Origin of the sequence: Nostoc sp. WHI, assembly GCF_015714725.1 — a bacterium.
Lineage (GTDB): Bacteria > Cyanobacteriota > Cyanobacteriia > Cyanobacteriales > Nostocaceae > Nostoc.
On the sequence record NZ_WBKM01000021.1, the window covers coordinates 1 to 24,922 of the forward strand.

Below are 24,922 nucleotides of genomic sequence, written 5' to 3' on the forward strand. Positions count from 1 at the left end.
GGGTTAGGGTGGGGTAACTTCCCTCAACCTACAAATAACTTCCCTAATCTGATCCACCACACCATCAATATCTTGATAAACTTCTTGATTCGTAAATCTCAAAATCCTCGTACCTTTTGATTCCAAAAATGCTTGGCGATCGCGGTCATATTCTGGAACTCCATCTTGATAGTGACTATCACCATCAATTTCTATGGCAAGTCTCAATTCCGAAGAATAAAAATCCACTACAAATCTGTCAATACTGTATTGTCTGCGAAATTTACAGCTTTCAATTTGTTGATTTCTAAGTTTTGCCCAAACTATTTTTTCACATGGGGGCATATTGTTTCTGAGAGTTTGCCGTTTTTGCTTTTCTGAGGTTTGGTTATACAGTTTTGTCATCAGCGTTTTCATATTCCTGAACTGTGCTTATTATTCCCTGGATTACCCCCCTTAATCCCCCCGATGTATCCCTTTAACTCCGCCTTGCTTGCTAAGGGGGAGAACCGGATATTTCCCCCCTTTCCAAGGGGGGATTAAGGGGGGTAAATCCAGTCCATTACCAAAGATGTGTCTACACCGTAGCCCTTTAGACTACGGTGTAGACAAGCAATAAAAACCTCGCTCGCTCAAGGCAACTTAACCATTTTTATACGCAGATGAATATAATCTCTGCGTATTTTTTATGGAAAAAAGATTCATCCCAATGTAGATTTCTGCATTCTTTTGGGAATCATAAATCGAGGAAGCTTTCTAAACCACAAGGTATTACTTCCTGAAATATCACGTAACTTTTAAAGGATAATTATGTCTAAACGCAAGTTGCCTAAAGGCTGTAGCGCCAGTTCAGTTGCTCTAGAACCAGAAGTTGCGATCGCAGTTATTGGACTGTTTTCCGCAGCCATTGACGATGAAGGCATAACCATACAAGAAGAATACGCTTTGAGTGAAATGCTGGGTGCCGTTTCCCAATTTGAAGATTACTCTGATGAAGACTTTGAAGCGTTGACTCAGAAAGTCGTCAGCTTGCTGGAAGAAGAAGAAGCTGAAGTTGTAATTGAGCAGGCGATCGCATCCTTACCGAATAAAGGTTATCGTGAAGCTGCGTACGTCACCGCTATCTTAGTGGTGGGGATTGATGAAGAAGTACCCGAAGCTGAACAAGATTATATCTCTGAGCTTCAGGAAGCCTTGAAAATTTCAGACGAGCGAGCGCAAGAGCTTATAGACGGAGTATTCGGGACAGAAGAAGAAGAGGAGGAAGAAGAAGAAGAGTAATCCTTATTAAAGGAGAGCATCTCAAATGTGTGAATTTATTTTTTAGCTCCCTCTGCGCCTCTGCGTGAGAAAAAAATATTTGGGATGCTCTTTTTTGAATTTTACCCTCAGTCAGATTCCATTGTAATTTCCTCCCGTCGAACTGACGTTAAAAAAATGCCACACCAAGGTATTATCATCAAGTAGTTTTAAGAAGTATGTTATGTGATGAGTAGGAAAATTTCTCTTGGCTTGATGCTGCTGTTTTTGGGTACTCAAATTGGTGTTACCCAGCCAGCAGCTAAAGCACAAACTCCAGTTGCACCAACAACTGCCACAAAATCAATTTGCCCTACCCAACTGGGAACAGCTATAGATACTGTAATTAATCGTCCCCTATTCAGTCGGGGGCGCTGGGGAATTTTGGTGCAACCCCTGTCAACTAGGCAAACTCTTTACAGTCGAGATGCTCAGAAATACTTTACCCCAGCGTCTAACGTGAAGTTGCTGACAACAGCAGCTGCATTGCAGCAATTGGGTGCTAATTTTCGGATTCGCACCTCTATTTATCAGAATGGCAATGGTATTTTACGTGTTGTTGGTAGGGGAGATCCCAGCTTAAGTGATACTCAACTGCAAACATTGGCACAGCAGCTAAAACAAAAAGGTATTACTCAAATTCAGCAGTTGATAGCCGATGATAGTTATATTCAAGGGGATATTGTTAACCCCACTTGGCAATGGGAAGATGTGCAATCAGACTATGGCGCACCAGTCAACAGCTTTATTTTGAATCAAAATCTTTTTAGCTTGAAACTTGTACCGCAGGCTGTAGGTAAATCTTTACAAGTGGTGTGGACTGAGATTAATGAGGCGAAACAGTGGCGGACAATTAATCAGTCAATGACGGTTGCACAAAATCAACCAAGCTACGTCAACGTTACCCGCGAATTATCAGGGACAGTATTACGAATTCAAGGACAATTAACAGCGAATTCTGAACCGTCTTTAATAGATTTGCCTGTAGTTGATCCTAATTATTATTTCTTACGGCGCTTCCGTACTGCTTTGGCAACAGAAAAAATTACCTTGGGACAAACATTAGTAGTAAGTAGTGGTGTTAATCAAGAGGAAATAGCATTTGTAGAGTCACCACCTTTATCGGAATTATTAGCAGAGACGAATTTAAATAGTAATAATCTTTATGCTGAGGCACTGCTGAGAGCATTAGCTGGGGAAAAACCCAGAGTGAAAAATCAGACTAGTGCTGATGTAGGTTTGGAAGTTATCAAAGCGAGTTTAACTCAATTGGGAGTTGATCCAGCAAATTATATTTTAGTGGATGGTTCGGGTTTATCACGTCGTAACTTAGCGACACCAGAAGCTTTTGTGCAAGCTTTGCGAGGAATAGCAAGAACACCGACAGCATTTGTGTATCGCGCATCTTTACCTGTAGCTGGTAAGAGTGGAACCTTGAAAGGCCGCTTTCAAAACACATCTGCTGAGGGGATTGTGCAAGCAAAAACAGGTACCTTAACGGGTGTAGTTTCTCTATCTGGATATATGAATGCGCCTAAGTATGAGCCGTTGGTTTTCAGTATTATCGTGAATCAATCGCAGCAACCTGCAACAGTTGTGCGGCAAGCAATTGATGAAGTTGTAGTGTTATTAACGCAGTTACAGCGTTGTTAATATTATTGCTACCAAACAAAGCCAATGTTAGTAAAAATCAACCATAGATAATTTATCGGTGTTCATCTGTTGATACCATGTCCGACTTAATACTTATGTCATTGCGAGGGTCGCGTGGCAATCTCAAACCTTTGCGATTGCTTCTCTTAGAGACACTGCGCGAACATTCCACTTCAGTGCTTAGTCAGAGTAGCTATCAAGAGAAAGCTTGGATTTTGCTATCCTAGAAAAGTAACTCATTAAGAGATCGTGCTGATGGTTGCTTTACCCGATTACATTTTGATGAGTGCAGAGTCATATCTGGTTTGGGAACCCACCCAAGAGCAACGCTACGAGTATTGGGATGGCGAAGTTGTAGCGATGAGCGGTGGTACACGCAACCATAATCGGGTTTGTCTAAATTTCTTTAAGCTCTTAGATGATGCCCTAGCTGATGTCTACGACGGGCTACGCCTACGCTCCTGTGAAGTATACATTGTAGATATAAAGGTGCAGGTAGAAACTGGGCAAAAGTATTTCTACCCAGATGTGGTGGTGACTTGCGATCAGCGCGATGACGATCCACAATTGATCCAATTTCCCTGCTTAATTATCGAAGTGCTATCACCTTCAACGGAAGCAGTCGATAGGGGAAAAAAGTTTGCCAAATATCGTCAATCTCCAACCTTGCAAGAATATGTCTTAGTACAAGTAACTCAACCGGGTGTGGAAGTGTTTCGGCGCAACGAACAGAGAAAATGGGTGCTGTCGGAGTATAATTTGGATGAGAGATTGCGACTGGAATCGGTGGATGTGGAAATAGCGATCGCTCATTTGTACCGTCAAGTGCAGTTTGAAACCGAAGCCACCGAAAATTGACATGATCGGATCGCAGCGTAAACTATATCGTTGAAGAGGACAGGCGGTAATTCAGGTTAAAATGGGGAGCTTATAGCCGTAGTGTTGGAGAACGCAAACTCTAGAATAAGATTAAGAATGAAGGATTAAGTTATGACCCAAGCTCTGAAAGCAATTTATCGTAACGGTGCATTTATCCTTCAAACAGCTTTTGAGTTGCCGGAAGGAACTGAGGTTGAATTGTTGATTCAGTCCCCTTATGTTGTGTCACCGCCAATTTCTAATACAGAGGCTAAAGAACGGTTTCTCAGATCGCTAGTCGAGCGTATGCAGCAAAATCCGATTCCGCTTAATGCTCCTCGGTTCACACGGGAAATGCTGCATGAACGCGGTTGACACCAACATTCTAATTTACGTCAATGATCCCTGCGATCCAGTTAAACGATTCAGCAACGCCGGAAAGTTTTCTTTTCGAGGCGATCGCCTAATTTGCTAACATCTGATTGCACATATCACTTCTAACAAGCACAATCTCCTACAATAGCGATTTTGACACAGTGTGCGATCGCCGAATCCATGAGCAGAATTGACTGAAACTAAAAATTTTGTAGTAGACTTTTATTTCACTGAAGTTTTGTACCTTTCCCTTTCCATAACGTTTAATTTATTTACTATTGAGCAAATCAAGACCATCCTCGCAGATTTTTATGCACTCGTGCCAAATACCACATATAATCATCAATCTTGTAATTATCAGCAGCTGTAACTATATATTCCTGAGCTAAATCAAGATTATTTTGAGCTTCGTAATATAATCCCAAGTAAAGATGACTGTAAAAATTTTCGTTTATCCCTTCTGATTGACCAACAGTTAAAACATCATCTGAAGTACAATTTCCCGCATACAAATCATACACACGCTGCATAACACGTCTAGGATCATTTGTCACAGTTAATAAAGAACTGTGTGCCTCTTCAACACCTAACAAACGAGCTATGCAGAGATATCGCCATACTGTTTCTTCTACATCTTGGGTGTTCACAGTCAAATCTATTTCAAACTGTTGAGCGCCTTCAGCAAATCTTTCTACATAATAGTACGATAATCCCCGTTGCCAGAGGTACGGTTTTAGAGAGGCATCCAGTTGCTCTGCCATGTCAAAATCTTGAATAGATTCATCAATATTGGCCAGTTGAAAATTGACCATGCCTCGGCGAATGTAAGCATTAGGATTTTTCGGTTGATTGTGGATGGTTTCGTTCCACCGCTTAAGTTGATTTTCTAGGGAATTTGATAAAAACATGAGTTGCCAAGCCAATATGGATGGATTAACTAGTATATTTTCAGCTTTGGGGAAAGTACGTCAATCCTTTTTGTAATTTTCTAAATATTAGACGTTGCTGATTTTATGAAGTGTTAACTATAGAAAAAATTGTTTCAATTCTTACCTCGTTGTTAAGAACAAGTTCCATAAACTATTTGTCCTGACAACCCCATCGGAATCGGCGAGTCTGGCGTGAAACGTTAATGAAATATTGTAATGAGACTTTTCTGATGTAGCAGTAAAAGCAAAAGTCAAGGCTTAAGTAATTTTTACGAAGACGTAACAGTATTAATCAGTCTACGCTTTGGGTAATAAGGCTACTCAAATAAACTTATGGGACTTTACGACCAAAATCAATCATCACAGGATGCGCTACGAAAGTTACGCCAAGGAGCAAGTCACTCCAGAGCAGCCCAAGAAATTGCTCAACGAGACTATGCGAAAGCTCAAGCGGAAGCTGATAAATGGGAGCAAGAATATCAACTTGCTGTGAAAGGAAGTAATCAGGATTTAATTAGCCAAGCAAAATTCCAAAAGGAACGATACCAAGCAATTGCTAGTAGACTAAAAAAACTTGTAGGGGAGCAACAACCACAAGTAGACGCAATTAAAAGTAGTTTGAAATCTTGGGAGCAAAAGGTTTCAGAAGCACAGAATGAAGTATTATGCAATAAGCCTAACAACAGTGAGTTCTCACCAACATTCATCAGCTTTGAATATAAAGATGTTGATGTATCAATTGATGATGAATTACAGCAACTTAAAGCATTAATGCTACCACCTAAACCCCAAGAGCAAACTAAAGCTAAAGAAGACAGCAAAGTGCTTTTAGCAGAGGCTATCCATGAGACAAAAAAAGCTGTCAACAGCGCTGTTGCTAATCAAGAAGGTATTCAAAAAGATTTTGAAGAAGCGCAGAAAGAAGCTAAATCCTGGAACGAAAAAGCTCAGACAGCTTTGACAAAGAATGATGATGATTTAACCCTTCAATCTGTAGTGAATAAAAAAGTTCAAAATAAAATTGTACTTATTCTTCAAACTCAGCTTCAACAGCAGGAAGTAATAGTAGCTGTACTCAAACAAAATCTGATGACTCTAGAAAATTTCAAGAAAACATTAGGCAATGACACAAAACTCTAAAACAGGTGCGGCATTCATTGCAGGTGGAACCATAGCAGGTGCTAGTGTTGCCGTAACAGTAGGCGGGATGGGGCTAGCAGGAGGATTTGGCGCTGTCGGCATTGGTACAACTCCTGTAGTTGGTGCTGGCGCTGTGGCTGGTGCAGCTGCTTATGGCGCTTTTAAAGCAATAGCAGAGGGAGATGCTGCTGCGATCGCAGCAATGGGAATTGGTGCAGCCGGCGGTGCTGGTGTTTATAGCGTCGTCGGTGGTATGGGTTTAGTCGCACCTAAAGTAGGGCTGGCATTTGGGATTGGTGCAGTACCGATGGCAGGAATTGGTGTAGTGGTGGGACTTGCCGCCTATGGTATTGCCAAACTGTTAGATGAATCTGGAATTAGCGAAACTCCAGCACAGCTTTTTGAGCGAATGGAAGAGAAAGTTTTGCTGATGGATGCCTATTCAGAAGCAGTTATGGAATTAGAAGTATTTTTATTTGGTGAGGATCTCAACCAAAAATTTGCTGTTTTGGAAATCGAGGATGAGTTGCAAGCACTCAAGGCTGAATTCAAGAAAAAATCAGAATTTGTTACTCTTAAACCTTCTACTTCCAATATTGAACCAGAAATAATATCTCTGACAACCCAGCTACCTGAAACTTGGAGATGTGTAGGCACACTCAAGGGTCACTTAGGGGCAGTTAATGCGATCGCTATTAGTCCTGATGGTACTACCTTGATTAGTGGCAGTGACGACAGACAAGTTAATCTGTGGAACTTGAAAACAGGAAAATGGCTTTACACGTTCTCTGGACAAGCAGAGGCAGTTTTATCTGTTGCGATCAGCCCTGATGGACAGCAGATTGCAAGTGGTAGTGTTGATTGCAAAATCAGCAGTTGGCAGATGGACAAAAGAAAATTTCTCCATACATTCTTTTATTTAAACTCTCCCTATAGTCATAATGGTTTTGTTAACTCGGTAGCCTACAGCACTGATGGGGCAATTCTTGCTAGTGGATCTGCCGATAAGACGATTAGAATTTGGGGACGCTACACGGGAACAATAAAATGCACCTTGAATGGACACTCAGATGCAGTTTTGTCTGTCATCATTAGTCCCAATAGTAAAATTCTTGCAAGTGGTAGCGCGGATCAAACTATTAGGCTTTGGGATGTTAAAACTTGGCAACAGCGCTATATTCTCACTGGACATTTGGGAGCAGTAAATACACTTGCCATCAGTCTTAATAGTCAAACTCTTATTAGTGGTGGCACAGATGCCACAATAAAGCTGTGGAATCTCCAAACTGGAGAATTACTTTCCACTCTGACTGGACACTCAACGGCAGTTTTCTCTGTTGCCATCAGCTCCGATGGAAAAACCCTCGCCAGTAGCAGCAGAGACGGTATTATTAAACTTTGGAACCTACATACTGGAGAACTACTACAAAGTCTTTCTGGGTGTAATCCCGTTGCTTTTAGTCCTAATGGCAAGACGCTAGTAAGTGGCGGTAATGGCGGTAGCATCAAGATTTGGAGTCAAATGCAAAGCTCTGATAAATATAGTCTTGACTCTGTACTATCTGGGGAATGGTGGGAAGTCTTGGGTGTAAATCAGAGCTATCATCCCAAAGATGTTAGACTTGCCTACCTTCGATTAGCAAGACAGTATCATCCTGATGTCAACAGTTCTGCGATCGCAAAAGCTTCAATGCAATCAATTAATCAGGCTTATAAAGAATTCCAGAAGCAATTAAACTTTCACAAATATCTCAATTTTGATAAATAAGTTACTAACTCAATTAAGTTGACAGTATAATATTTGATGGTAAGTTACTCTCAGTAGGTAAAACATATAACTCTTCAGAAGTATTGACATCTTAAATCTTTTCAGCATTTATCTTGCATATTCTGAAAAAACGTTATAAATTATTAGTCTATAGGGGAATAATCTGACTTCTTCGTGTCAAAAACTAATCCCAATAAGTAAAAATACTGCAACAGTTTTAACTTCACGCAAACCTTAAACAATACTAAAGATATATTTTTGTTTGGTAAAGCAAAGATTCCCGACATGAAAGCGGAAACATAAATAATCTAAAGATGTATCTTGTGTGAGTGTTTTGGAGAATAATGTATTGGTTGCGTTGAATCACAAAAACTATAATTAACCAAAAGGATGATTAATTTAAAGCAAATTAACTAACAATCAAGCTCTGTGAAAGTCAGCCGATTTAGTTAATATGGTTCCACCGCTCCCCTTATGCTACTGCATTAAAATAAAAGTTTTATAAAGAAGAATAAGCTTCAAAACGTACTCCCCCGTAAGGAATACAGCCTATAGAACTTGATTTTTGTTATTAGAGTCCATAAAGGGAGCGATAGAGCGGTTAAGATTCCTAGATTAATTGTTGCCAAACTTATTTTTGCTATTCAAAAAATGGGCTTTGTTATGATAAAAATAGCAAAATAAATGAAGACGCATCTACTACAAAATCACAACTAAAATGGAGTTATTCTGGCGATGCAGCTAAACGAATTTGAAACTACTGAAAATATAAAAGAAGTAGAAGAAGCCTGGAAAGCACTAGAAAAAACAATACTCTACTATCAAGGACGTCCCGTTGGCACTGTAGCCGCTTATGACGCATCTGTAGAGGCTCTCAATTATGACCAATGCTTTGTTCGGGATTTTGTTTCTTCAGCCCTAATTTTTCTGATCAAAGGTAGAAAAGATATTGTTCGCAATTTCTTAGAAGAAACCTTAAAGTTACAACCAAAGGAAAGGGCATTAGATGCTTATAAGCCTGGACGAGGATTAATACCAGCTAGCTTTAAAGTTGTATCAGACAATGGGCAAGAATATTTAGAAGCAGATTTTGGTGAACATGCGATCGCTAGAGTTACACCCGTAGATTCCTGCCTATGGTGGATTATTTTGTTGCGTGCTTATGTAATCGCCACAGATGATTTTTCTCTAGCCTATCAACCTGAATTCCAAAATGGCATCAGGTTAATCATGGAAATCTGCTTGGCGAATCGTTTTGATATGTACCCAACGCTGCTGGTTCCAGATGGTGCTTGTATGATTGATCGTCGTATGGGCATTTATGGGCATCCTCTAGAATTACAAGTTCTTTTTTATACGGCATTGCGGGCATCTCGTGAACTGCTAATTTGTCAAGGGAATAATGATATTGTTGAAGCCATTGATAACCGCTTGCCTCTTTTATGTGCTCATATCCGCCAGCATTATTGGATAGATATTAATCGCCTGAATGCAATTTATCGCTTCAAAAGTGAAGAATATGGCAAGGCTGCTGTTAATTTGTTCAACATATATGTAGATTCTGTTCCCTATTATCAATTGGACAAATGGCTGCCCAAAAAAGGTGGTTATCTAGCAGGTAATGTCGGGCCGTCGCAGCTAGATACTCGCTTCTTTTCACTCGGAAACTTAATGGCAATCATTTCAGACTTAGCCACCGAAGAACAGTCACAAGCAATTATGACTCTCATTGAGGAACGATGGGATGACTTGGTGGGAGATATGCCAATGAAAATTTGTTTCCCAGCTTTGGAAAATGAAGAGTACAGAATTGTAACTGGATGTGACCCCAAAAACATCCCCTGGTCGTATCATAATGCCGGTAGTTGGCCAGTCTTAATGTGGATGTTGGCGGCGGCGGCGGTGAAAACTAACAAGATAAGTCTTGCACAAAAGGCAATTGAAATTGCTCAAGCACGCCTCAGTGAAGATGAATGGCCGGAGTATTACGACGGCAAGAAGGGGCGACTGATTGGGAAACAAGCTAGGAAATATCAAACTTGGACAATTACTGGGTTCTTATTGGCAAAAGAACTGATGGCAAATCCCACTTATTTACCATTAATCAGCTTTGGGAAATTACCAGTAGAACAGGTTTCTAGAGCCTGTGAGTTTGAAATCGCCAGTGTAGATGGGTATATGACTCGATAGCATGGAAGGAAATATCTTCCAAATCGACCGAGGTGGGATCGGAATTCTAGCGCTTCTTTCAAGATACAAGGTTCATGGAGCAAAGCGAAATCAAGCTATAATTCTTCGGGGAGGTATTAAAGCTACGCTTACAGACAATGTAACAATAGCGATCGCAAATACTTTGAGTCATACCCACCAGTGAACGCCCCTACCAACATCTTTGCACAAACCCAGAATCGCAAAGCAGATCATATTCGGATCTGTCTAGAGGAAGATGTGCAATGCCACCAAATCACCAATGGACTAGAACGCTACCGCTTCACCCATTGTTGCTTACCCGAACTAGACCGCAACGACATTGATATCACTACAACTTTCCTGGGAAAACGCCTTGGCGCACCCCTGTTAATTTCTTCCATGACTGGGGGAACAGAACAAGCAGGAATCATTAACCAACGTTTAGCCCAAGTCGCACAACATTACAAAATTGCAATGGGTGTTGGTTCCCAGCGAGTAGCTGTAGAAAAACCCCAAGTGGCTGATACTTTTGCTATCCGCAAGTATGCCCCCGATGTTCTGCTGTTTGCCAATTTGGGCGCTGTGCAACTTAACTACAAGTACGGCTTAGATGAAGGTTTGCGGGTCGTTGAGATGCTAGAGGCTGATGCTCTGATTTTACACATTAACCCCCTACAAGAGTGCATTCAACCCAAAGGTGATACTAATTTTAAAGGGTTGCTTGACAAAATTCATAAGCTATGCAGTGAAATGCCAGTACCAGTTATTGCTAAGGAAGTTGGTAACGGCATTTCAGGCGCGATCGCCGAGAAACTGATCGCGGCTGGGGTAGCGGCCATTGATGTGGCTGGTGCGGGGGGTACTTCTTGGGCGAAGGTAGAAAGCGAACGAGCCGAAAATCCCTTGCAACGTCGCTTAGGGAGGACATTTGCCGATTGGGGTTTAACGACGGCAGAGTGCATTACAAGTATTAAAGCGATGTCTACGACGGGCGTAGATGCAGCACCAGATGTCCCGTTGATTGCTTCGGGGGGGTTGCGTCATGGATTGGATATCGCAGCAGCGATCGCTTTGGGAGCAGATATAGCTGGTTTAGCAATGCCTTTCCTGCAAGCAGCAGCAGCATCAGAGGCAGCTGTTTACGAACTGGCTGAAGTGTTAATCGCCGAAATCACCACAGTATTATTCTGCACTGGCAACGCCACGTTGTATCAGTTACAGCACTCTGGCAGTTTACAGCGCATAGAATAGGTAAATAGGTCATTAGTCAATCAATTTTGGATTTTGGATTTTGGATTTTAGATTTGTTTCCAATCCAAACAGGACTTACGCAAACAATATGGGTAGGGGCAATTCATGAATTGCCCCTACCGCGCATAGTTTTCCGTAAGTCCTATCAAAACCTAAAATTGGCATGGTTATTAGTCCTCTATTGGTTATAACCAATGCCCAATGCCCCATGCCCAATGCCCCATGTCCAATAACTAATAACTAATGCGTAATTTTATTAAACAAACTTTTGCTAGTTTAGTTGGCACCTTACTAGGACTAATTATTTTTGGTGGTTTGGGAACCACTGGACTGTTTTTACTAATATTGGCTGCTACCTCCTCTAAAGATCCTGGGCCAAATGTGAAAGATAAGTCAATGCTGGTTTTTGACTTGTCGATGAAAATTACTGATAGCGAACCTAGTTCAGGCGAACTGTTTCAAAACACAATATCAGGTGTGGATGAGGAGAGGATGTCACTCCGTAAAGTTCTGGAAACTCTGGAAAAGGCGCGGCGCGATCCGCGAATTGTCGGAATCTATCTAGATGCAACGCGTGCAAGCGAAGCTAGCAACGTTGGCTATGCCTCCCTTAAAGAAATTCGGAAAGAGCTAGAGGAGTTTCGCGCTGCTGGGAAAAAGATTGTCGCCTATGGCAGCGATTGGAGTAAAAAGGAATATTACCTTTGTTCAGTGGCAAATTCCATCATTCTTAATCCCTTGGGAATGATGGAAGTCAACGGTTTAAGTTCGCAACCGATGTTCTTTGCGGGGGCATTGCAGAAATATGGCATTGGTGTTCAAGTCGTGCGAGTGGGGAAATTTAAGGGAGCTGTTGAACCGTTTATCCTCACAAAGTTGAGTCCAGAAAACCGCGACCAAACGCAGAAATTATTGGATGATGTTTGGGGAGAGTGGCGCACTGCTGTGGGCGCAAGTCGGAAAATTCCACCCCAACAGTTGCAGGCGATCGCAGATAATCAAGCGCTACTGGAAGCCACCCAAGCCAAAACCAACGGTTTAGTTGATAAAATAGCATACGCTGATGAAGTGGTAACTGACCTCAAAAAGTTCACAAATAGCGATAAAGAAGACAAAACATTCCAGCAAATTAATCTGAATAACTACGCCCAAGTTCCCGGCAAATCTTTCGGTGTAGAACGCAACTCCAAAAATCAAATTGCCGTTGTTTATGCCGAGGGCGAGATTGTTGATGGTAAAGGTGATAACGGGCAAGTCGGAGGCGATCGCTTTGCGAAAATCTTCAACAAACTACGACAAGATAAAGATGTGAAAGCAGTCGTATTGCGAATTAATAGTCCTGGTGGTAGTGCTACCGCATCTGAAGTCATGCAGCGAGAAGTTAAATTAACTCGTGAGGCGAAACCAGTTGTAGTATCTATGGGTGATGTTGCCGCCTCTGGTGGTTATTGGATTGCTAGCGACTCTAACCGCATTTTTGCAGAACCAAATACGATAACAGGCTCTATAGGGGTATTTGGGGTGCTATTTAATGGGCAAAAGTTAGCGAATGATAATGGTATCACCTGGGATTCAGTGAAAACCGCCCGCTATGCTGATAGTCAAACAGTTTCGCGTCCGAAATCGCCCCAAGAGTTAGCACTTTATCAACGCAGTGTTAACCGAATTTATAATATGTTTCTAAATAAAGTTTCTCAAGGTCGGAAACTGCCAGAACAAAAAGTTGCAGAAATTGCCCAAGGACGAGTTTGGTCGGGTGTGGCAGCGAAGGAAATTGGTTTGGTGGATGAAATTGGCGGTTTAAATACTGCGATCGCATACGCTGCCAAACAAGCAAAACTAGGAGAAGACTGGGAATTGCAAGAGTATCCCCGCACTAGCAGCTTCGGACAACGCTTTTTTGGGCGTGCAACTGAAGAGGCGCGGACTGCTTTAGGGATTGAAGAAACACAACTCAAACAATCCAATCCTCTCGCCGCAGAATTCCAGAAGTTGCAACAAGAAGTAGGGATTCTGCAAAATATGAACGATCCACAAGGGATTTATGCCCGCTTGCCTTTTAACTTGAATATTGAGTAAAAGCATTTGCGGGCTTTGTCTGTGTAGTCAGGATGAATAAATTACACCGATTTTAAAAATGACCGCTACAGATGTAGGTTGAGGAACCAGTCGTGTGTTCTGGTTCCTATAATTAAGTGAACTGGCGTGTATGTCGCAGGAGTACAACTCGGAATACTGCCGGTGTTTTTTTGGTGTACTTCAGATGTTGGGGACTTCTGCAAACTGCTAATCTTCCGACTCCTCAGAAACAGGTTCAGATTCGATTTCTGGTTCGGTTTGCACAGGGGCTGGAGGTTTTGCAGGTTTTGGGCCACGCGCTAGTGCAGGATTACCCTGCTGCCTATTGTCATCGCCAAAAGATGCTTTTTTTCCTGTATCAGACGAGCGATTACGGCTCGGTTTTGAGATATTGGGTTTAGATTCAATAGAAGGTTTGGATTCAATAGAAGGTTTGGATTCAATAGAAGGTTTGGATTCAATAGAAGGTTTGGATTCAATAGAAGGTATAGATTCAATAGAAGGTTTGGATTCAATAGAAGCTTTCAATTTAATAGAAGGTTTGGATTGAATAGAAGGTTTGGATTCAATAGAAGGTATAGAATCCAAATTTTCGGAATTGTTGTCAGTACTTGGTTGTGACTGACGTTCCGATTTCTTAATTGGGCGTTCTACCATTGTTGATTTTTGTAAATTTATTTATATAATACATCGGTTTGGTAACTAGCAAACTGTTGAATAGTATTTTTAAAATAATTTTTTGTTAAACTTAAAAACACTATGCCAGCAATTATAAGTAGCAGAGATTTTAGTTAATGCAATGTGTACGATGGTCACTGAGCCTCTTGTACTGAGCGCAGTCGTTCGCGTAGCGTCTCGCAGAGAAGTATGCCGTTGGCGTGGTCACTGAGCTTTGTCGAAGTGCAGCCTCTCGTAGAGAAGTGCAGGCTACGCCTACGCACATTTGTGGACTTTCACCAATTCTGTCGCAAATGCGAGTCATAAACACATGAGGGTAATAAATTTCGTTGGATTTTGAAAACTCACGAATTGCATAGATATCAACAGAAGTCGGAGAGTTACAAGCGAACCCTCCGACTTCTTTATGAAACACACTACCTTCACTTCTTAGGCAGTCTATTTATTGAATTTGAAATTTATTAACGGCGTCTACTACCGAAACCACTTGAGCGGCGGGGTGCTGAACTACGCCCACTACCAAAACTACTGCCAGAATTGCGTCTGGTAGTGCTGGAGTTACCAGAGGGTCTGAGTTCACTACTACCAAAACCAGAACCAGAAGGGCGGCTATTACCTGTAGTGTTACGTGGTGTATTGCGTACTGTTGAATTACCAGGATATGACCTTCTAATTGTCCCTGTATTGCGGAACGCAGTGCGATTTGTCACGGCTGCGGGTGGCGCATTATAGCGAGTTTGATAGCTTTGAACTGCTTGGTTATAGCTTCCACCATATCCACCGTAGCCATTCATTACTCCTCCTTGTTGATAAGCAGGGGGCACGTAGTACTGCGGTCTAAATAACATACTGCCAATGGCCTGACCCGCTATCCCACCAGCTACCGCCCCAGCAAAGGGTGCCCAGAAGCTATTTTGTTGACGGACTACAACTGTCTCTTGTTGTCCTGTTTGGGGATTAGTTTTATTCTCGGTAACGTTGTGGACATACTCAATTTTAAAATCTTCCGTCAGATATAAAATCGGCTGTCCCTTTTCTACCTTCAGATAGGTTTTTTTACCTTGCTTGATTTCATCATCTGTTAACCGTGCCATTTGCAAATTTTCAGTGGCAAATGTTGGGGGATTATTGTTGAGTAAAAACAGACTATACTCCCCACTTGCATCATCGTATGTAGCTTGTTGTATTTGATACTGTCCATCACTCAATTTAGTGGTGGTAGAAGTTTGGCTAACGTTCTTAGCTGGCGGGGTACTAGTCTTTTGCTCTCCTCCCCCACAGGCTACAGTTGTCAGGCACAAACTCATAGCTAAAAAAACGGCTGTAAATTTACGCACTATGGTCATGATCATTGGATTATTGTCCTATCTTCAAGCTTAACAATTTCTTGAGGTAATTAGTAAGTAGGGACTACCCAACACATTACAAAGGAATCAATTCTGGGTAATATTGTAAGAGCTGATCGCTAGTGAGTTCATCGCCTAACTGTGCTGGCGAGAAATGCACTTGGATTGCCTTCAATCTATGTTTATAATGCAAATTTATCAATGCTTTCAATCCTTCCTTGAGTCCCTGAACGTTAGAAAGGTCAGTTTCCAACTCTGGTACTTCTCCTTCATAAGCTACTGTAAGCATCACAATGACGTTACGGGTTACAGGAATAGATAAAGGTTCATCAAATCCAGAGGCAGAACTGTAATCTGGTTCACTGAGATATCTTTGGGCAGAGTCAGTAAATAATTCATTTACGTAATCTCCCGCCTCGCCTTCTTCCCAAAATACATCACCTTCGTTGGCAGCCGAAAGCCAGTATTCATCGTATTGAAGCAGGGTTTGGTTAATTTCTACTAATTTTTCTCCCAAAACTTCTAAGTCGCCATCGGCATCGATCGCATCTCGTCCAGCACTATTTAATACTCCCAAAATTGGTGCTACCTCACCTCCCCCTAAATGCAGAAATAGGCGAAAGACCACATAGCGAGTTCGACCGATCATTTTATTAAAGGTATCGCGCATTCTTATCCTCCATAAATTTGTTTTTTGTCATTTGTCCAATAACTAATACCTAATGTCCCATGACTAATGACTAATATAATGAAACCCTTTAACAAAATCCATAACCATATTTAACGAAGGCAATCTATATTGTGTTGATTCGCTGGATATATCATCATAAGCTGAAGCATTCAGAGCAGAGCGATTAATAAATCTTTTCCCAAAGTTTGGATTGTCATGCACAATCAAGGTGTGGGCGCTGGAATTCGTTAAAACTATTTGGGTTGGGGCTTTACAAAAATTTAACTTCGCAGCTACTTCGATATTTTTTTTCATCGGTTTAATTGTTGTAGCCTGACTCATGGCTTGCTCTACAAGAATATTTAATTGTTTCACCATCTGGGGCAATTTAAAATCTTGGTTTGCAACAACTTCACTGTTAATCATTTCCAGCATACTAGAAATATTCTTTTGGGTAGATGCCGCATCTAGAAAGGGAAGAATCATAATATAAGCAGTGGAAAATAACACTTCGTCGCTATCTACATGAAAGGTGAAAACAGTTCGACGACGCCCACTTTCTATACTTGGGGGTTGTTTCAGTCGCCGATGTTCCTGAGCAATTTGATAGTAAGCGCCAGCCAGAGCAAAGTTAGCATCATGTTCTAGGGCTGCATCAACAATAATACGGATTGTCGGCGGTGTTTCGTTAAAAAAATCTCCTGAGTCTTCCAAATGGAACTTTTGGATAATGGAATGATCGCCTTTGGGACTAAGATCAACCCATTCACAAATCATCCCTTCGGTTTTTAAACCAAACCTGGAGGTGGCATAAAGTTTTGCGCCAGTTAAAGTTGCTCCTGTTAAATCAGCACCAATCCATTCCGCCCTAATTAATTTTGCCTGAGTTAAATCGGCGTGGATTAAAACTGTATTCGTTAAATTAGCATTGCTTAAATCTGCACCAATTAAATTAGCACCGCTCAACTTTGCACCGCTCAAATCTGCCCACCGGAGATTTGCGCCGCTCAAATCTGCTCCGCTCAAGTTAGTATGGCTGAGATTTGCTTGTCTGAGTTCGGCATCTCGCAAATTTGCACCGCTAACATCAGAACGACTAAGGTCAGTAGCGTTTAATTTAGCCATCTCCAAGTTGGCTCCTGTTAGAGAACTGCCTCTTAAGACAGCCTCGCTCAAGTTAGCCTGACGGAGATTCGCTTGGCGGAGCGTCGCCTCTCGCAGATCGGCACTGGTGAGGTCAGCCTCTGATAGGTCAGCGCGACTGAGGTCGGCGCGAATTAACTCGGCGCGGATCAATGTGGCTCCTCTAAGTTGAGCGCGACTTAGATCCGCTCGAATCAAATTAGCGACGTTGAGACTGGCATTGTTCAAGATGGCGCTACATAGATTCGCCCCACTCAGTCTGGCTACATTCAGCTTGGCATTGCTTAAGTTAGCTTCACTCAGATTCGCGCCACTCAGGTTGACTATGCTCAAATTAGCATTGCTAAGATTTACGCCACTGAGTTTAACCCCACTCAGGTTAGCTTCCGCGAGGTCAATACCATTAAAGTCTAAGACTCCTGCCGCGTATTGTTCCAGCAATTCCTCTACAGTCATCGATGCTACCCCTTGGATGCCAACTTTAATAGTTGGTAAAGTCATAAAAAACGGAATGTCAAAATCAAAAATGAATATTGGAATTTTAGGACTGGGATTGATAGGCGGATCTTTGGGTTTTGATTTGCGATCGCAAGGACATCATATCTTAGGAGTCAGTCGTCGTGAATCTACCTGTGAAAAGGCAGTTGCTCTCGGTAGCGTTGATCAGGCATCAGTTGAGTTGAGCCTGTTAGCAGCCGCAGAGGTTGTATTTATTTGTACACCTCTAGCCCTTATTGTGCCCCAATTTGAGCAGTTGATCGCTCATTTGCCTGTGACTACGGTTGTAACTGATGTGGGTTCGGCAAAAGCAGAGATAGTTAAGGCGATTTCTCCCCTTTGGAATAATTTTATTGGCGGTCATCCAATGGCGGGAACAACAGACAGTGGGATAGAAGCGGCACAACGGCATTTATTTGTCGATAAACCTTATGTCCTAACACCAGTAACCACAACACCAACCACTGCAATTACGGTTGTAGAGTCAATTGTCCGATCGCTTGGGGCTAATATCTATCATTGTCAACCTGAGCAACATGACTACGCTGTTAGTTGGATTTCCCATTTACCGGTGATGGTCAGTTCCTCGTTGATTGCTGCTTGTTTGAGTGAAACTGACCCCGATGTTTTGCAATTAGCCCAAAAGTTAGCTAGTTCAGGTTTTCGGGATACCAGTCGTGTGGGTGGTGGCAATTCCGAGTTGGGCGTGATGATGGCGCGGTATAATCGTCAAGCCTTGCTGCGATCGCTCCAACAATATCGTCATCATCTCGACGAGTTGACTAACTTAATTGAGCAGAAAAATTGGGCAGTTTTAGAAGAAAGGTTGAAATCAACGCACGAGGCACGACGTGATTTTGTTGAGTAAAAAAATGATCCCTGGTGTCAATTTAAGGTAAAAGCCACTCTAGAACAAGCTTTTACCTCGTTCCCAGTTTCAAACTGGGAACGCCTTAATTGAGGCTCTGCTTCCCTGATTGATCACTAGCATTTCCACACCGAAGCTGTAAACGAGGTTTTAAAGCAATACAGTAAGGAAGAAATGCTTAACTGAACTGTATTGCCCTAGACCTGCAACTCTTCTTTTTGACTTAGACCGCTCCCGGTACAACAAATACCGCTCCCGTTACAACGTATACCGCTCCCGGTACAACAGATACCGCTCCCGGTACAACAGATACCGCTCCCGGTACAACAGATACCGCTCCCATTACAACAGATGCCGCTCCCGTTACAACAGATGCCGCTCCCGTTACAACAGATGCCGCTCCCATTACAACAGATGCCGCTCCCGGTACAACAGATACCGCTCCCGTTACGAGGTAGACCGCTCCCGTTAGAGTAATGCCCCTACAAACTATAATTAAGCCCCTCCGCCAATACTTTTTTGAAATGCCGGACGCTCAGATAACTGCTTGATATAGTTCAAAACGGCTGGGTAGGAGCTAATGTCTAGCTTCAGCATGATGGGAATGTAACTCAGAATAGACCCCACTGCTACATCGGCAACAGTGAACTCATTACCCAGCAAAAAAGGTTGCCGTTCAAGGATTTCATTCAAGGGAGTCAACAAGCGGGGCATTTCTCGCTCCCGATTTGCTTCCACAAAAATCCCTGTAGCGAGCGTAGCATTGCCAAACAACACCCACTGGGAGAATATAGCCCGCTCTTCTGGTGAAAGTGCGCTCTTACCATATTTATCGGCAAGATACAGCAAAATTGCTCCAGATTCCCAAAGTTGAAAATCCCCATCAACAATTGCTGGAACTTTACCAATTGGGTTAATTGTCAAATACTCAGGCTTCAGGTGTTCACCCGTCTGCATATCGAGCTTGACAAATTCGTAGGGAACTCCTAGTTCCTCTAAATACCAGTGAACAATTGACGCTCGACTACGAGCGCCGCCATAAAGTTTTAACATTATTACCTAAAGAACTTTGTGAGTGTGAGAGTGTTGTTTCACGTTGTCTTCTTTGGTGATAACCCTAGCAGCATTTAGCACCCGCTTGCGCTCAATAGAATACTTAAACTCAGTGTAGGTTGTACCTAAAGGAATTAGGGATTTTGCAGATTCACGACGCTTGTAGGTACGAGCTGCTGCAAACACCCGTGGCACAAATTCCTCACCAAACTGAGATGACTCTGGGAAGCCATCTGGTAGGAGTTGTGAATTGCCATCTAGCAAAGATCCCAAAGTTGTGGCACAAGCTAGCTTATAAGAGGTAGGAATGCCCTTAAACAGCGCTTCCAAAGCCGCAGAGGGAATCGGTTCTATAACTTCGATTTGATGAACTTCTCCATCTTCTTTGACGAAGCAGGTTGCCAAGCCGATAACAATGTAATCATCGGTTGCTAGATCGGGGGCATTGGGATAGGAAATTGCAGTTGTCATTGGAAAATTTTTCAAAATTTAAAAATTAAATCTAGGAATTGGGGTATGGGGCACTTGTACTGAGCGAAGCCGAAGTATTGGGCATTCTCCCTGTCCCCTTGTCCACCTTGTCCTCTTTCTCATCTGTCTTGCTGGCATTCTACCAATTTGTTGCTCTCACTATTTGACTAGTCTTTGAGATTGACATCTGTTATTTCTGGAATTCAGCTTGGAGATGAAGTATCTATGATTAGGTTTGAGGAGCAATTGTTTATTTAGGGCATAGATTTCTATTGGTACAAGTAGTTTAAACTCAGTCTTGAGATGGCTTTCAAGTAACCATCAATACCTTAATAATAGACATAATAGTAAAACCACAAGCGCTTAAAAACTAGAATTTAATTTCAAAAAGCACGTATTTCAGGTAGGGAAAGATGAATATTTACTCATTTTTAGCTTCCGGCAACCCACAAAATAACCAATACAGATATGTTTTAAATAGTACAAATAAAATCCAAGAGCATAGGACAAACGACAGGAACGAATCTACTTTAGAGGACAGCTACTTACGTTCTTGTGCTTTAAGGTTGGCTCAACAAGGAGATTACACTGAGGCGATCGCAATGTTAAGCCAACTAATTTACCGCCATCCCTACAATGCTGTGGATTACAGCAATCGGGGGCTAATTTATTTCCAAAGTGGTGAAACGCAAAAAGCACTTTGCGACTATAACACCGCCCTCAAATTTAATCCCAACTTGGCTAGTGCTTATAACAATCGGGCAAATTACTACGCTGCTTGTGGGGAATTACCAGCAGCACTTGCCGACTACGAGCAAGCAATTGATTTGAATCCTCGCCATGTCCGGGCGTGGATTAACCGAGGCATTACCTGGCGTGAGTTGGGGCAATACGATGAGGCAATTGAGAATTTTGAGGTAGCACTGCTTTTCGGTCAACTAGAAGGTCATATTTGGGCTGAACGCGGCAGGACTTACCATCTTTGGGGTGACTGGAATTGTGCGATCGCTGATTATCGTCGCGCCCTCACTCAACTGCCTTCTCTCGACAACAGCAGAGACATTACTGGTACTCGCTTGCGTTTACAACTCGAAAATTGGCTAGATGAACTGCTATCTGCTTAACGTCCTAATTGGTAGATGAGCGACTTTGGTAAATTCAAGATTCAAAAAGTAAATTCTTCATTTTGAATTTTGAATTGGAGCATAGAGACGCTATTATTTATTAGCAATAATATAAATAAATTAACACCCTGTTTATACATAGCCAGAATCACAAGAAACTTGAGTAATCCCAAATCCCAAATTCGATATTTTTCTTAGGGTAATGATTCTGTTTGTTCATCTTCTCTGCGATCCTGATTCATGAACACCACCTGACGCTGGCTGGGATCAAATCGGTATCCTTGTTGTTGCATAATAGTTTTAGCTTGCTGCGGATCGAAGTTACGGCTAAATTCTGCCTGCAAACCATTGACATATCCTTCCATCAGCTTGACTTCAGTACGGATTTCTCGCAACTTTTCTTGCTGTAACCAGTGATAAGGCAAAAGTTGTACTAAGGCAGATGCGGCGGCAACTGTAATAGCAAGATTGACCGCTATCTTGGCAGTATTTTCCAATGCCATCACCTGGTAAGAACGTTGTTGAAGATGCCGCTTTGGTCGAGGAATGACCCGGCGTTTTTGTATAGGCTGTAACGGTGGTCTAGACGGTTGAGTCGCGTTCATGATGCTAAAAATAACCTCGCTGAGTGAAGGGAAGCACTATGAAGAGTGCTGAGTAAAAAACCAATAATCGCACTCAGCATCAAATCAGTTCCGAGTAGCGAGTGCTGAGTAGGAAGGTTCATAAGTACTACTTTTTACTCATTACTTCTTCAAATTGGGTACTCAGCACTCAGCAGGAGCTAAACCCTAGCTATCCGCTAACAGCACTCCTGAATGCTTGATTTAGCTGCCATATTACTTCATTTTTTGGAAATAGCTACAAGTGTTGCACGAGTTAAAAAATAACCTGGCTTACGTAAGTGCAAGGTTTCTAACAACTTATAACATAAAGCCATAAGTGTCTAGAAATTGCACCCCGTACTGCCAGGATTATTAGTTTTTTAACTGTGTCACATCGTAGCGTTATTTGTAAAGTTCTGTGGCTAATCGCCAAGCTAGAACTCCTGGGATCAACGCCACAACTAGAGCGATGTAGACTTGAGTATCTGAGATGGAAGACACCTGAGCGATGTACAGAGTATCTAAGATAGGCATGGCTGAAAACCTCCTAACCTGAATAGATTTTGAACAGTTCGTTTACTACTTTTCCTTGTTTTGCGAAGATTGGGGAATATCTTGTTACAAGATGCAACAAAAGCAGTTATTGGTCAGTAGTCGTTAGTTACTCGACTTAGCAAAATTTATAAAATTATGAATTTGTATTTGGGTATCGACTTTGGCACGTCTGGCGCGCGCGGTGTGGTGATTGACGAGGAAGCCTCTTGGATCAAAGCTGAGGTGCGATATCCCTTCAATGACTCACAAGCGCCTATTATTCCAAGTTTTTGGCAGCAGGCTTTGTTTGTGCTGATGGAACAAATACCTGAGAAATTACGGCGAGAAATTAAAGCGATCGCAATTAATGGCACTTCTTCCACCGTTTTGCTAGTCGATGCTGCTGGCAATCCTGTAGATGCAGCACTTTTGTACAACGATGCGCGGGGATCATTGGTAATACAGGATTTGAGGAGTGTAGCACCCCCCAATCATCCCGTGTTGAGTGCCACCTCCAGCCTAGCCAAACTTTTGTGGATGAGGCAATTACCTGCTTTTAGTGAAGCTAGATATTTTCTGCATCAAGCCGACTGGCTGGCGTTCCTCCTGCATGGTCAGTTGGGTATTAGCGATTACCATAATGCTTTAAAGCTGGGTTATGACGTAGAAGAGTTTAAATACCCAGAATGGCTAGAAAAGTTGCAAATACCGATTCAGCTACCCAAAGTTTTACCTCCTGGGACTCCAATTGCCCAATTACGCCGTGAAATTGCAGATAAGTTTCATTTCCGCCGTGGTTGTGTGGTGTGTGCTGGTACAACTGATAGTATTGCCGCTTTTCTCGCCAGTGGAGCAAAATTGCCTGGTGAAGCCGTAACTTCCCTTGGTTCAACATTGGTACTCAAGTTATTAAGTCATACCCGTGTAGAAGATGCCAGATATGGGATTTACAGCCATCGGTTGGGTGATTTGTGGTTGACTGGGGGTGCTTCTAATACTGGGGGTGCAGTGCTAAAGCAATTTTTCACTAACGCTGAATTAGAAAACCTTAGCCGTGAGATTGATGGATCAAAAGCCAGCGAGTTAGATTATTATCCATTATTGAAAGCAGGCGATCGCTTTCCCATTAATGATCCCAATTTACCCCCACGTTTGGAACCACGCCCAGATCACCCAGTGGAATTTCTACATGGGTTATTAGAAAGTATTGCCCGCATAGAAGCGCGAGGGTATGAATTATTACAGCAAATGGGGGCAGACAAGTTAACTCGTGTTTATACTGCTGGGGGTGGCGCGGCAAATGATACTTGGACTGCAATTAGGGAACGTCATTTGCAGGTTCCTGTAGTAGCGTCAGTCTATACAGAAGCAGCTTATGGGACAGCGCTGTTGGCGATGGGGGATAGAAGAAGCGGTGAATAAGAGTAATTGTGTAACTATTTTTTCGCAGATATCTTTTAAATCAGTATCTATCCCAGTGACAATCGCCATATCTAGGCCGATACTGTGATTATTAGATACCGGAGTATAGGATTCTAGGTTTATCATCAGCTATTCGGGGATAGGTGCTTCGCCACAAGCGAATGTCATCTATCCCCTTTACTAATTATCGATGTGATCTAGTCAGACATTGAGCCAGAGACTCAATGAATGCATTCCCAGGCGGCAGCCTGGGAACGAGGAAAGCCTGATCAAGCTAGGTTTGCGATGCCTGCGGCGGGCTACGCCTACGCACCTGCGGAATGTAGGTTTTAACGAATAAATAACTGATGACTATCCTCCAAAAATTTGGGGGACTGTTTTAAACTCGTCATAAGTTACTAAAGGGAATTAATGATGACAGAGGCTAAAAATGTAATCGATGGAAACCTAGAGGTCTGCTGCACTTCTCCCATGACTGGGTTTTACCGCGATGGTTTATGTCGCACAGGTGGTCAGGATTTCGGGTCGCACGTCGTATGTGCCGAAGTGACCTCAGAATTCCTTGAGTTCACGAAATTGCGGGGGAACGACTTGAGCACACCTGTTCCTGATTTTAATTTTCCTGGACTGAAAGTTGGCGATCGCTGGTGTTTATGTGCTTCTCGCTGGCAAGAAGCTCTTGATGCTGGCGTTGCTCCACCCGTCATCCTCTCTGCAACCCATGCTAGAGCTTTGGAAGTCGTTTCCTTAGAAGAACTGAAAAAACATGCTCTAACTTCGTCTTGATTGGGCATGGAGAAGAGGCAGGGAGCAGGGAGCGGGTGGAAATGACCCCATCCTCCTGCTGTGGAGCAGAGCGGAACATGGATCTAAGTCCCCCACTTTACAAGCGTGGTTCTCGTACCCTGCGGGAAGCAAGTTATATGTGAGGTCGAATCCCTTTTCTGCTCCCTGCCCCCTATTCCCTACTCCCTACTCCCTACTCCCTA

The 24,922-nt window shown here is 42.5% G+C and carries 24 protein-coding genes; 13 read left to right on the top strand and 11 right to left on the bottom strand.

Annotated elements, in window-relative coordinates:
• Positions 1-3: 3 nt before the first annotated feature.
• A complete protein-coding gene (locus F8S12_RS02135) occupies positions 4-384 on the bottom strand; it encodes an endonuclease domain-containing protein (RefSeq protein WP_196514574.1) in 381 nt (126 codons plus the stop codon).
• A 405-nt stretch (positions 385-789) separates the two neighbouring features.
• Here F8S12_RS02135 and F8S12_RS02140 point away from each other — a divergent pair, with 405 nt between their 5' ends.
• From F8S12_RS02140 to F8S12_RS02155, 4 genes are all read left to right on the top strand, one after another.
• Positions 790-1,260 (top strand): tellurite resistance TerB family protein, encoded by a 471-nt coding sequence (locus tag F8S12_RS02140; RefSeq protein WP_196514575.1) that lies wholly within the window; start codon positions 790-792, stop codon positions 1,258-1,260.
• Positions 1,261-1,467: 207 nt separating this feature from the next.
• Positions 1,468-2,931, top strand: a complete 1,464-nt coding sequence (dacB, locus tag F8S12_RS02145) for a D-alanyl-D-alanine carboxypeptidase/D-alanyl-D-alanine endopeptidase (protein ID WP_196514576.1) — start codon at positions 1,468-1,470, stop codon at positions 2,929-2,931.
• A 255-nt stretch (positions 2,932-3,186) separates the two neighbouring features.
• Positions 3,187-3,789 carry a Uma2 family endonuclease gene (locus F8S12_RS02150; RefSeq protein WP_196514577.1) on the top strand — a complete coding sequence of 201 codons (603 nt, stop codon included), beginning with the start codon at positions 3,187-3,189 and terminating at the stop codon, positions 3,787-3,789.
• Positions 3,790-3,921: 132 nt separating this feature from the next.
• Positions 3,922-4,164 carry an antitoxin family protein gene (locus tag F8S12_RS02155; RefSeq protein WP_196514578.1) on the top strand — a complete coding sequence of 81 codons (243 nt, stop codon included), beginning with the start codon at positions 3,922-3,924 and terminating at the stop codon, positions 4,162-4,164.
• A gap of 287 nt (positions 4,165-4,451) precedes the next feature.
• On the opposite strand, the gene F8S12_RS02160 is transcribed toward F8S12_RS02155, so the two are convergent.
• Entirely contained in the window at positions 4,452-5,072 is a 621-nt protein-coding gene (locus F8S12_RS02160) for a tetratricopeptide repeat protein (protein WP_196514579.1), read from the bottom strand.
• A gap of 354 nt (positions 5,073-5,426) precedes the next feature.
• On the opposite strand from F8S12_RS02160, the gene F8S12_RS02165 reads away from it, so the two are divergent.
• The 5 genes from F8S12_RS02165 to sppA all read left to right on the top strand — a co-directional run bounded on the left by F8S12_RS02165 (position 5,427) and on the right by sppA (position 13,521).
• A complete protein-coding gene (locus F8S12_RS02165; protein WP_196514580.1) occupies positions 5,427-6,233 on the top strand; it encodes a PspA/IM30 family protein in 807 nt (268 codons plus the stop codon).
• A complete protein-coding gene (locus F8S12_RS02170; RefSeq protein WP_196514581.1) occupies positions 6,217-8,001 on the top strand; it encodes a DnaJ domain-containing protein in 1,785 nt (594 codons plus the stop codon). Before F8S12_RS02165 ends, F8S12_RS02170 begins: the two co-directional genes overlap by 17 nt.
• A 735-nt stretch (positions 8,002-8,736) precedes the next feature.
• A complete protein-coding gene (locus F8S12_RS02175; protein WP_196514582.1) occupies positions 8,737-10,191 on the top strand; it encodes a glycoside hydrolase 100 family protein in 1,455 nt (484 codons plus the stop codon).
• Positions 10,192-10,371: 180 nt separating this feature from the next.
• Complete coding sequence (gene fni / locus F8S12_RS02180) at positions 10,372-11,442, top strand: type 2 isopentenyl-diphosphate Delta-isomerase (RefSeq protein ID WP_196514583.1); 1,071 nt, start codon at positions 10,372-10,374, stop codon at positions 11,440-11,442.
• A 243-nt stretch (positions 11,443-11,685) separates the two neighbouring features.
• The gene (gene sppA, locus F8S12_RS02185; RefSeq protein WP_196514584.1) at positions 11,686-13,521 is read left to right on the top strand and encodes a signal peptide peptidase SppA; all 1,836 of its coding nucleotides are present in this window, start codon (positions 11,686-11,688) and stop codon (positions 13,519-13,521) included.
• A gap of 207 nt (positions 13,522-13,728) precedes the next feature.
• Here sppA and F8S12_RS02190 read toward each other — a convergent pair whose 3' ends face one another.
• From F8S12_RS02190 to F8S12_RS02205, 4 genes are all read right to left on the bottom strand, one after another.
• Entirely contained in the window at positions 13,729-14,178 is a 450-nt protein-coding gene (locus F8S12_RS02190) for a hypothetical protein (protein WP_230967734.1), read from the bottom strand.
• Between the two features lie 482 nt (positions 14,179-14,660).
• Positions 14,661-15,551, bottom strand: coding sequence for a hypothetical protein (locus F8S12_RS02195; protein WP_196514585.1), 891 nt, complete (start codon positions 15,549-15,551; stop codon positions 14,661-14,663).
• A gap of 70 nt (positions 15,552-15,621) precedes the next feature.
• A complete protein-coding gene (locus F8S12_RS02200) occupies positions 15,622-16,215 on the bottom strand; it encodes a DUF1517 domain-containing protein (RefSeq protein WP_196514586.1) in 594 nt (197 codons plus the stop codon).
• Positions 16,216-16,278: 63 nt separating this feature from the next.
• Positions 16,279-17,814: a pentapeptide repeat-containing protein gene (locus F8S12_RS02205; RefSeq protein ID WP_196514593.1), complete on the bottom strand. Its 1,536-nt coding sequence runs from the start codon at positions 17,812-17,814 to the stop codon at positions 16,279-16,281.
• A 70-nt stretch (positions 17,815-17,884) separates the two neighbouring features.
• Here F8S12_RS02205 and F8S12_RS02210 point away from each other — a divergent pair, with 70 nt between their 5' ends.
• The gene (locus tag F8S12_RS02210) at positions 17,885-18,724 is read left to right on the top strand and encodes a prephenate/arogenate dehydrogenase (protein ID WP_196514594.1); all 840 of its coding nucleotides are present in this window, start codon (positions 17,885-17,887) and stop codon (positions 18,722-18,724) included.
• A 223-nt stretch (positions 18,725-18,947) separates the two neighbouring features.
• Here the strand turns inward: F8S12_RS02210 and F8S12_RS02215 are convergent, their stop codons facing one another.
• From F8S12_RS02215 to F8S12_RS02225, 3 genes are all read right to left on the bottom strand, one after another.
• Positions 18,948-19,130 (bottom strand): hypothetical protein, encoded by a 183-nt coding sequence (locus F8S12_RS02215; RefSeq protein WP_196514587.1) that lies wholly within the window; start codon positions 19,128-19,130, stop codon positions 18,948-18,950.
• Positions 19,131-19,219: 89 nt separating this feature from the next.
• Positions 19,220-19,777 carry a glutathione S-transferase family protein gene (locus F8S12_RS02220; protein ID WP_196514588.1) on the bottom strand — a complete coding sequence of 186 codons (558 nt, stop codon included), beginning with the start codon at positions 19,775-19,777 and terminating at the stop codon, positions 19,220-19,222.
• 6 nt (positions 19,778-19,783) lie between these two features.
• Complete coding sequence (locus F8S12_RS02225; RefSeq protein ID WP_196514589.1) at positions 19,784-20,248, bottom strand: hypothetical protein; 465 nt, start codon at positions 20,246-20,248, stop codon at positions 19,784-19,786.
• A gap of 413 nt (positions 20,249-20,661) precedes the next feature.
• On the opposite strand from F8S12_RS02225, the gene F8S12_RS02230 reads away from it, so the two are divergent.
• Positions 20,662-21,372 carry a tetratricopeptide repeat protein gene (locus F8S12_RS02230; RefSeq protein WP_196514590.1) on the top strand — a complete coding sequence of 237 codons (711 nt, stop codon included), beginning with the start codon at positions 20,662-20,664 and terminating at the stop codon, positions 21,370-21,372.
• A gap of 194 nt (positions 21,373-21,566) precedes the next feature.
• On the opposite strand, the gene F8S12_RS02235 is transcribed toward F8S12_RS02230, so the two are convergent.
• Both F8S12_RS02235 and psaM read right to left on the bottom strand, forming a co-directional pair.
• Positions 21,567-21,977, bottom strand: a complete 411-nt coding sequence (locus F8S12_RS02235; RefSeq protein WP_196514591.1) for a hypothetical protein — start codon at positions 21,975-21,977, stop codon at positions 21,567-21,569.
• A gap of 402 nt (positions 21,978-22,379) precedes the next feature.
• Positions 22,380-22,511 (bottom strand): photosystem I reaction center subunit XII, encoded by a 132-nt coding sequence (gene psaM, locus F8S12_RS02240; RefSeq protein ID WP_190912801.1) that lies wholly within the window; start codon positions 22,509-22,511, stop codon positions 22,380-22,382.
• 156 nt (positions 22,512-22,667) lie between these two features.
• Here psaM and F8S12_RS02245 point away from each other — a divergent pair, with 156 nt between their 5' ends.
• Together F8S12_RS02245 and F8S12_RS02250 are read left to right on the top strand one after the other, a co-directional pair.
• The gene (locus F8S12_RS02245) at positions 22,668-23,933 is read left to right on the top strand and encodes an FGGY-family carbohydrate kinase (RefSeq protein WP_196514592.1); all 1,266 of its coding nucleotides are present in this window, start codon (positions 22,668-22,670) and stop codon (positions 23,931-23,933) included.
• Between the two features lie 414 nt (positions 23,934-24,347).
• Positions 24,348-24,719, top strand: a complete 372-nt coding sequence (locus tag F8S12_RS02250) for a DUF2237 family protein (protein WP_196514595.1) — start codon at positions 24,348-24,350, stop codon at positions 24,717-24,719.
• Positions 24,720-24,922 lie beyond the last annotated feature (203 nt).

Excerpts from the sequence above, each read along its gene's own strand:
- F8S12_RS02135 (WP_196514574.1), bottom strand. The coding sequence starts at position 384 with ATGACAAAACTGTATAACCAAACCTCAGAAAAGCAAAAACGGCAAACT.
- F8S12_RS02140 (WP_196514575.1), top strand. The coding sequence starts at position 790 with ATGTCTAAACGCAAGTTGCCTAAAGGCTGTAGCGCCAGTTCAGTTGCT.
- dacB (WP_196514576.1), top strand. The coding sequence starts at position 1,468 with ATGAGTAGGAAAATTTCTCTTGGCTTGATGCTGCTGTTTTTGGGTACT.
- F8S12_RS02150 (WP_196514577.1), top strand. The coding sequence starts at position 3,187 with ATGGTTGCTTTACCCGATTACATTTTGATGAGTGCAGAGTCATATCTG.
- F8S12_RS02155 (WP_196514578.1), top strand. The coding sequence starts at position 3,922 with ATGACCCAAGCTCTGAAAGCAATTTATCGTAACGGTGCATTTATCCTT.
- F8S12_RS02160 (WP_196514579.1), bottom strand. The coding sequence starts at position 5,072 with ATGTTTTTATCAAATTCCCTAGAAAATCAACTTAAGCGGTGGAACGAA.
- F8S12_RS02165 (WP_196514580.1), top strand. The coding sequence starts at position 5,427 with ATGGGACTTTACGACCAAAATCAATCATCACAGGATGCGCTACGAAAG.
- F8S12_RS02170 (WP_196514581.1), top strand. The coding sequence starts at position 6,217 with ATGACACAAAACTCTAAAACAGGTGCGGCATTCATTGCAGGTGGAACC.
- F8S12_RS02175 (WP_196514582.1), top strand. The coding sequence starts at position 8,737 with ATGCAGCTAAACGAATTTGAAACTACTGAAAATATAAAAGAAGTAGAA.
- sppA (WP_196514584.1), top strand. The coding sequence starts at position 11,686 with ATGCGTAATTTTATTAAACAAACTTTTGCTAGTTTAGTTGGCACCTTA.
- F8S12_RS02190 (WP_230967734.1), bottom strand. The coding sequence starts at position 14,178 with ATGGTAGAACGCCCAATTAAGAAATCGGAACGTCAGTCACAACCAAGT.
- F8S12_RS02195 (WP_196514585.1), bottom strand. The coding sequence starts at position 15,551 with ATGATCATGACCATAGTGCGTAAATTTACAGCCGTTTTTTTAGCTATG.
- F8S12_RS02200 (WP_196514586.1), bottom strand. The coding sequence starts at position 16,215 with ATGCGCGATACCTTTAATAAAATGATCGGTCGAACTCGCTATGTGGTC.
- F8S12_RS02205 (WP_196514593.1), bottom strand. The coding sequence starts at position 17,814 with ATGACTGTAGAGGAATTGCTGGAACAATACGCGGCAGGAGTCTTAGAC.
- F8S12_RS02210 (WP_196514594.1), top strand. The coding sequence starts at position 17,885 with ATGAATATTGGAATTTTAGGACTGGGATTGATAGGCGGATCTTTGGGT.
- F8S12_RS02215 (WP_196514587.1), bottom strand. The coding sequence starts at position 19,130 with ATGGGAGCGGCATCTGTTGTAACGGGAGCGGCATCTGTTGTAACGGGA.
- F8S12_RS02220 (WP_196514588.1), bottom strand. The coding sequence starts at position 19,777 with ATGTTAAAACTTTATGGCGGCGCTCGTAGTCGAGCGTCAATTGTTCAC.
- F8S12_RS02225 (WP_196514589.1), bottom strand. The coding sequence starts at position 20,248 with ATGACAACTGCAATTTCCTATCCCAATGCCCCCGATCTAGCAACCGAT.
- F8S12_RS02230 (WP_196514590.1), top strand. The coding sequence starts at position 20,662 with ATGAATATTTACTCATTTTTAGCTTCCGGCAACCCACAAAATAACCAA.
- F8S12_RS02235 (WP_196514591.1), bottom strand. The coding sequence starts at position 21,977 with ATGAACGCGACTCAACCGTCTAGACCACCGTTACAGCCTATACAAAAA.
- psaM (WP_190912801.1), bottom strand. The coding sequence starts at position 22,511 with ATGCCTATCTTAGATACTCTGTACATCGCTCAGGTGTCTTCCATCTCA.
- F8S12_RS02245 (WP_196514592.1), top strand. The coding sequence starts at position 22,668 with ATGAATTTGTATTTGGGTATCGACTTTGGCACGTCTGGCGCGCGCGGT.
- F8S12_RS02250 (WP_196514595.1), top strand. The coding sequence starts at position 24,348 with ATGACAGAGGCTAAAAATGTAATCGATGGAAACCTAGAGGTCTGCTGC.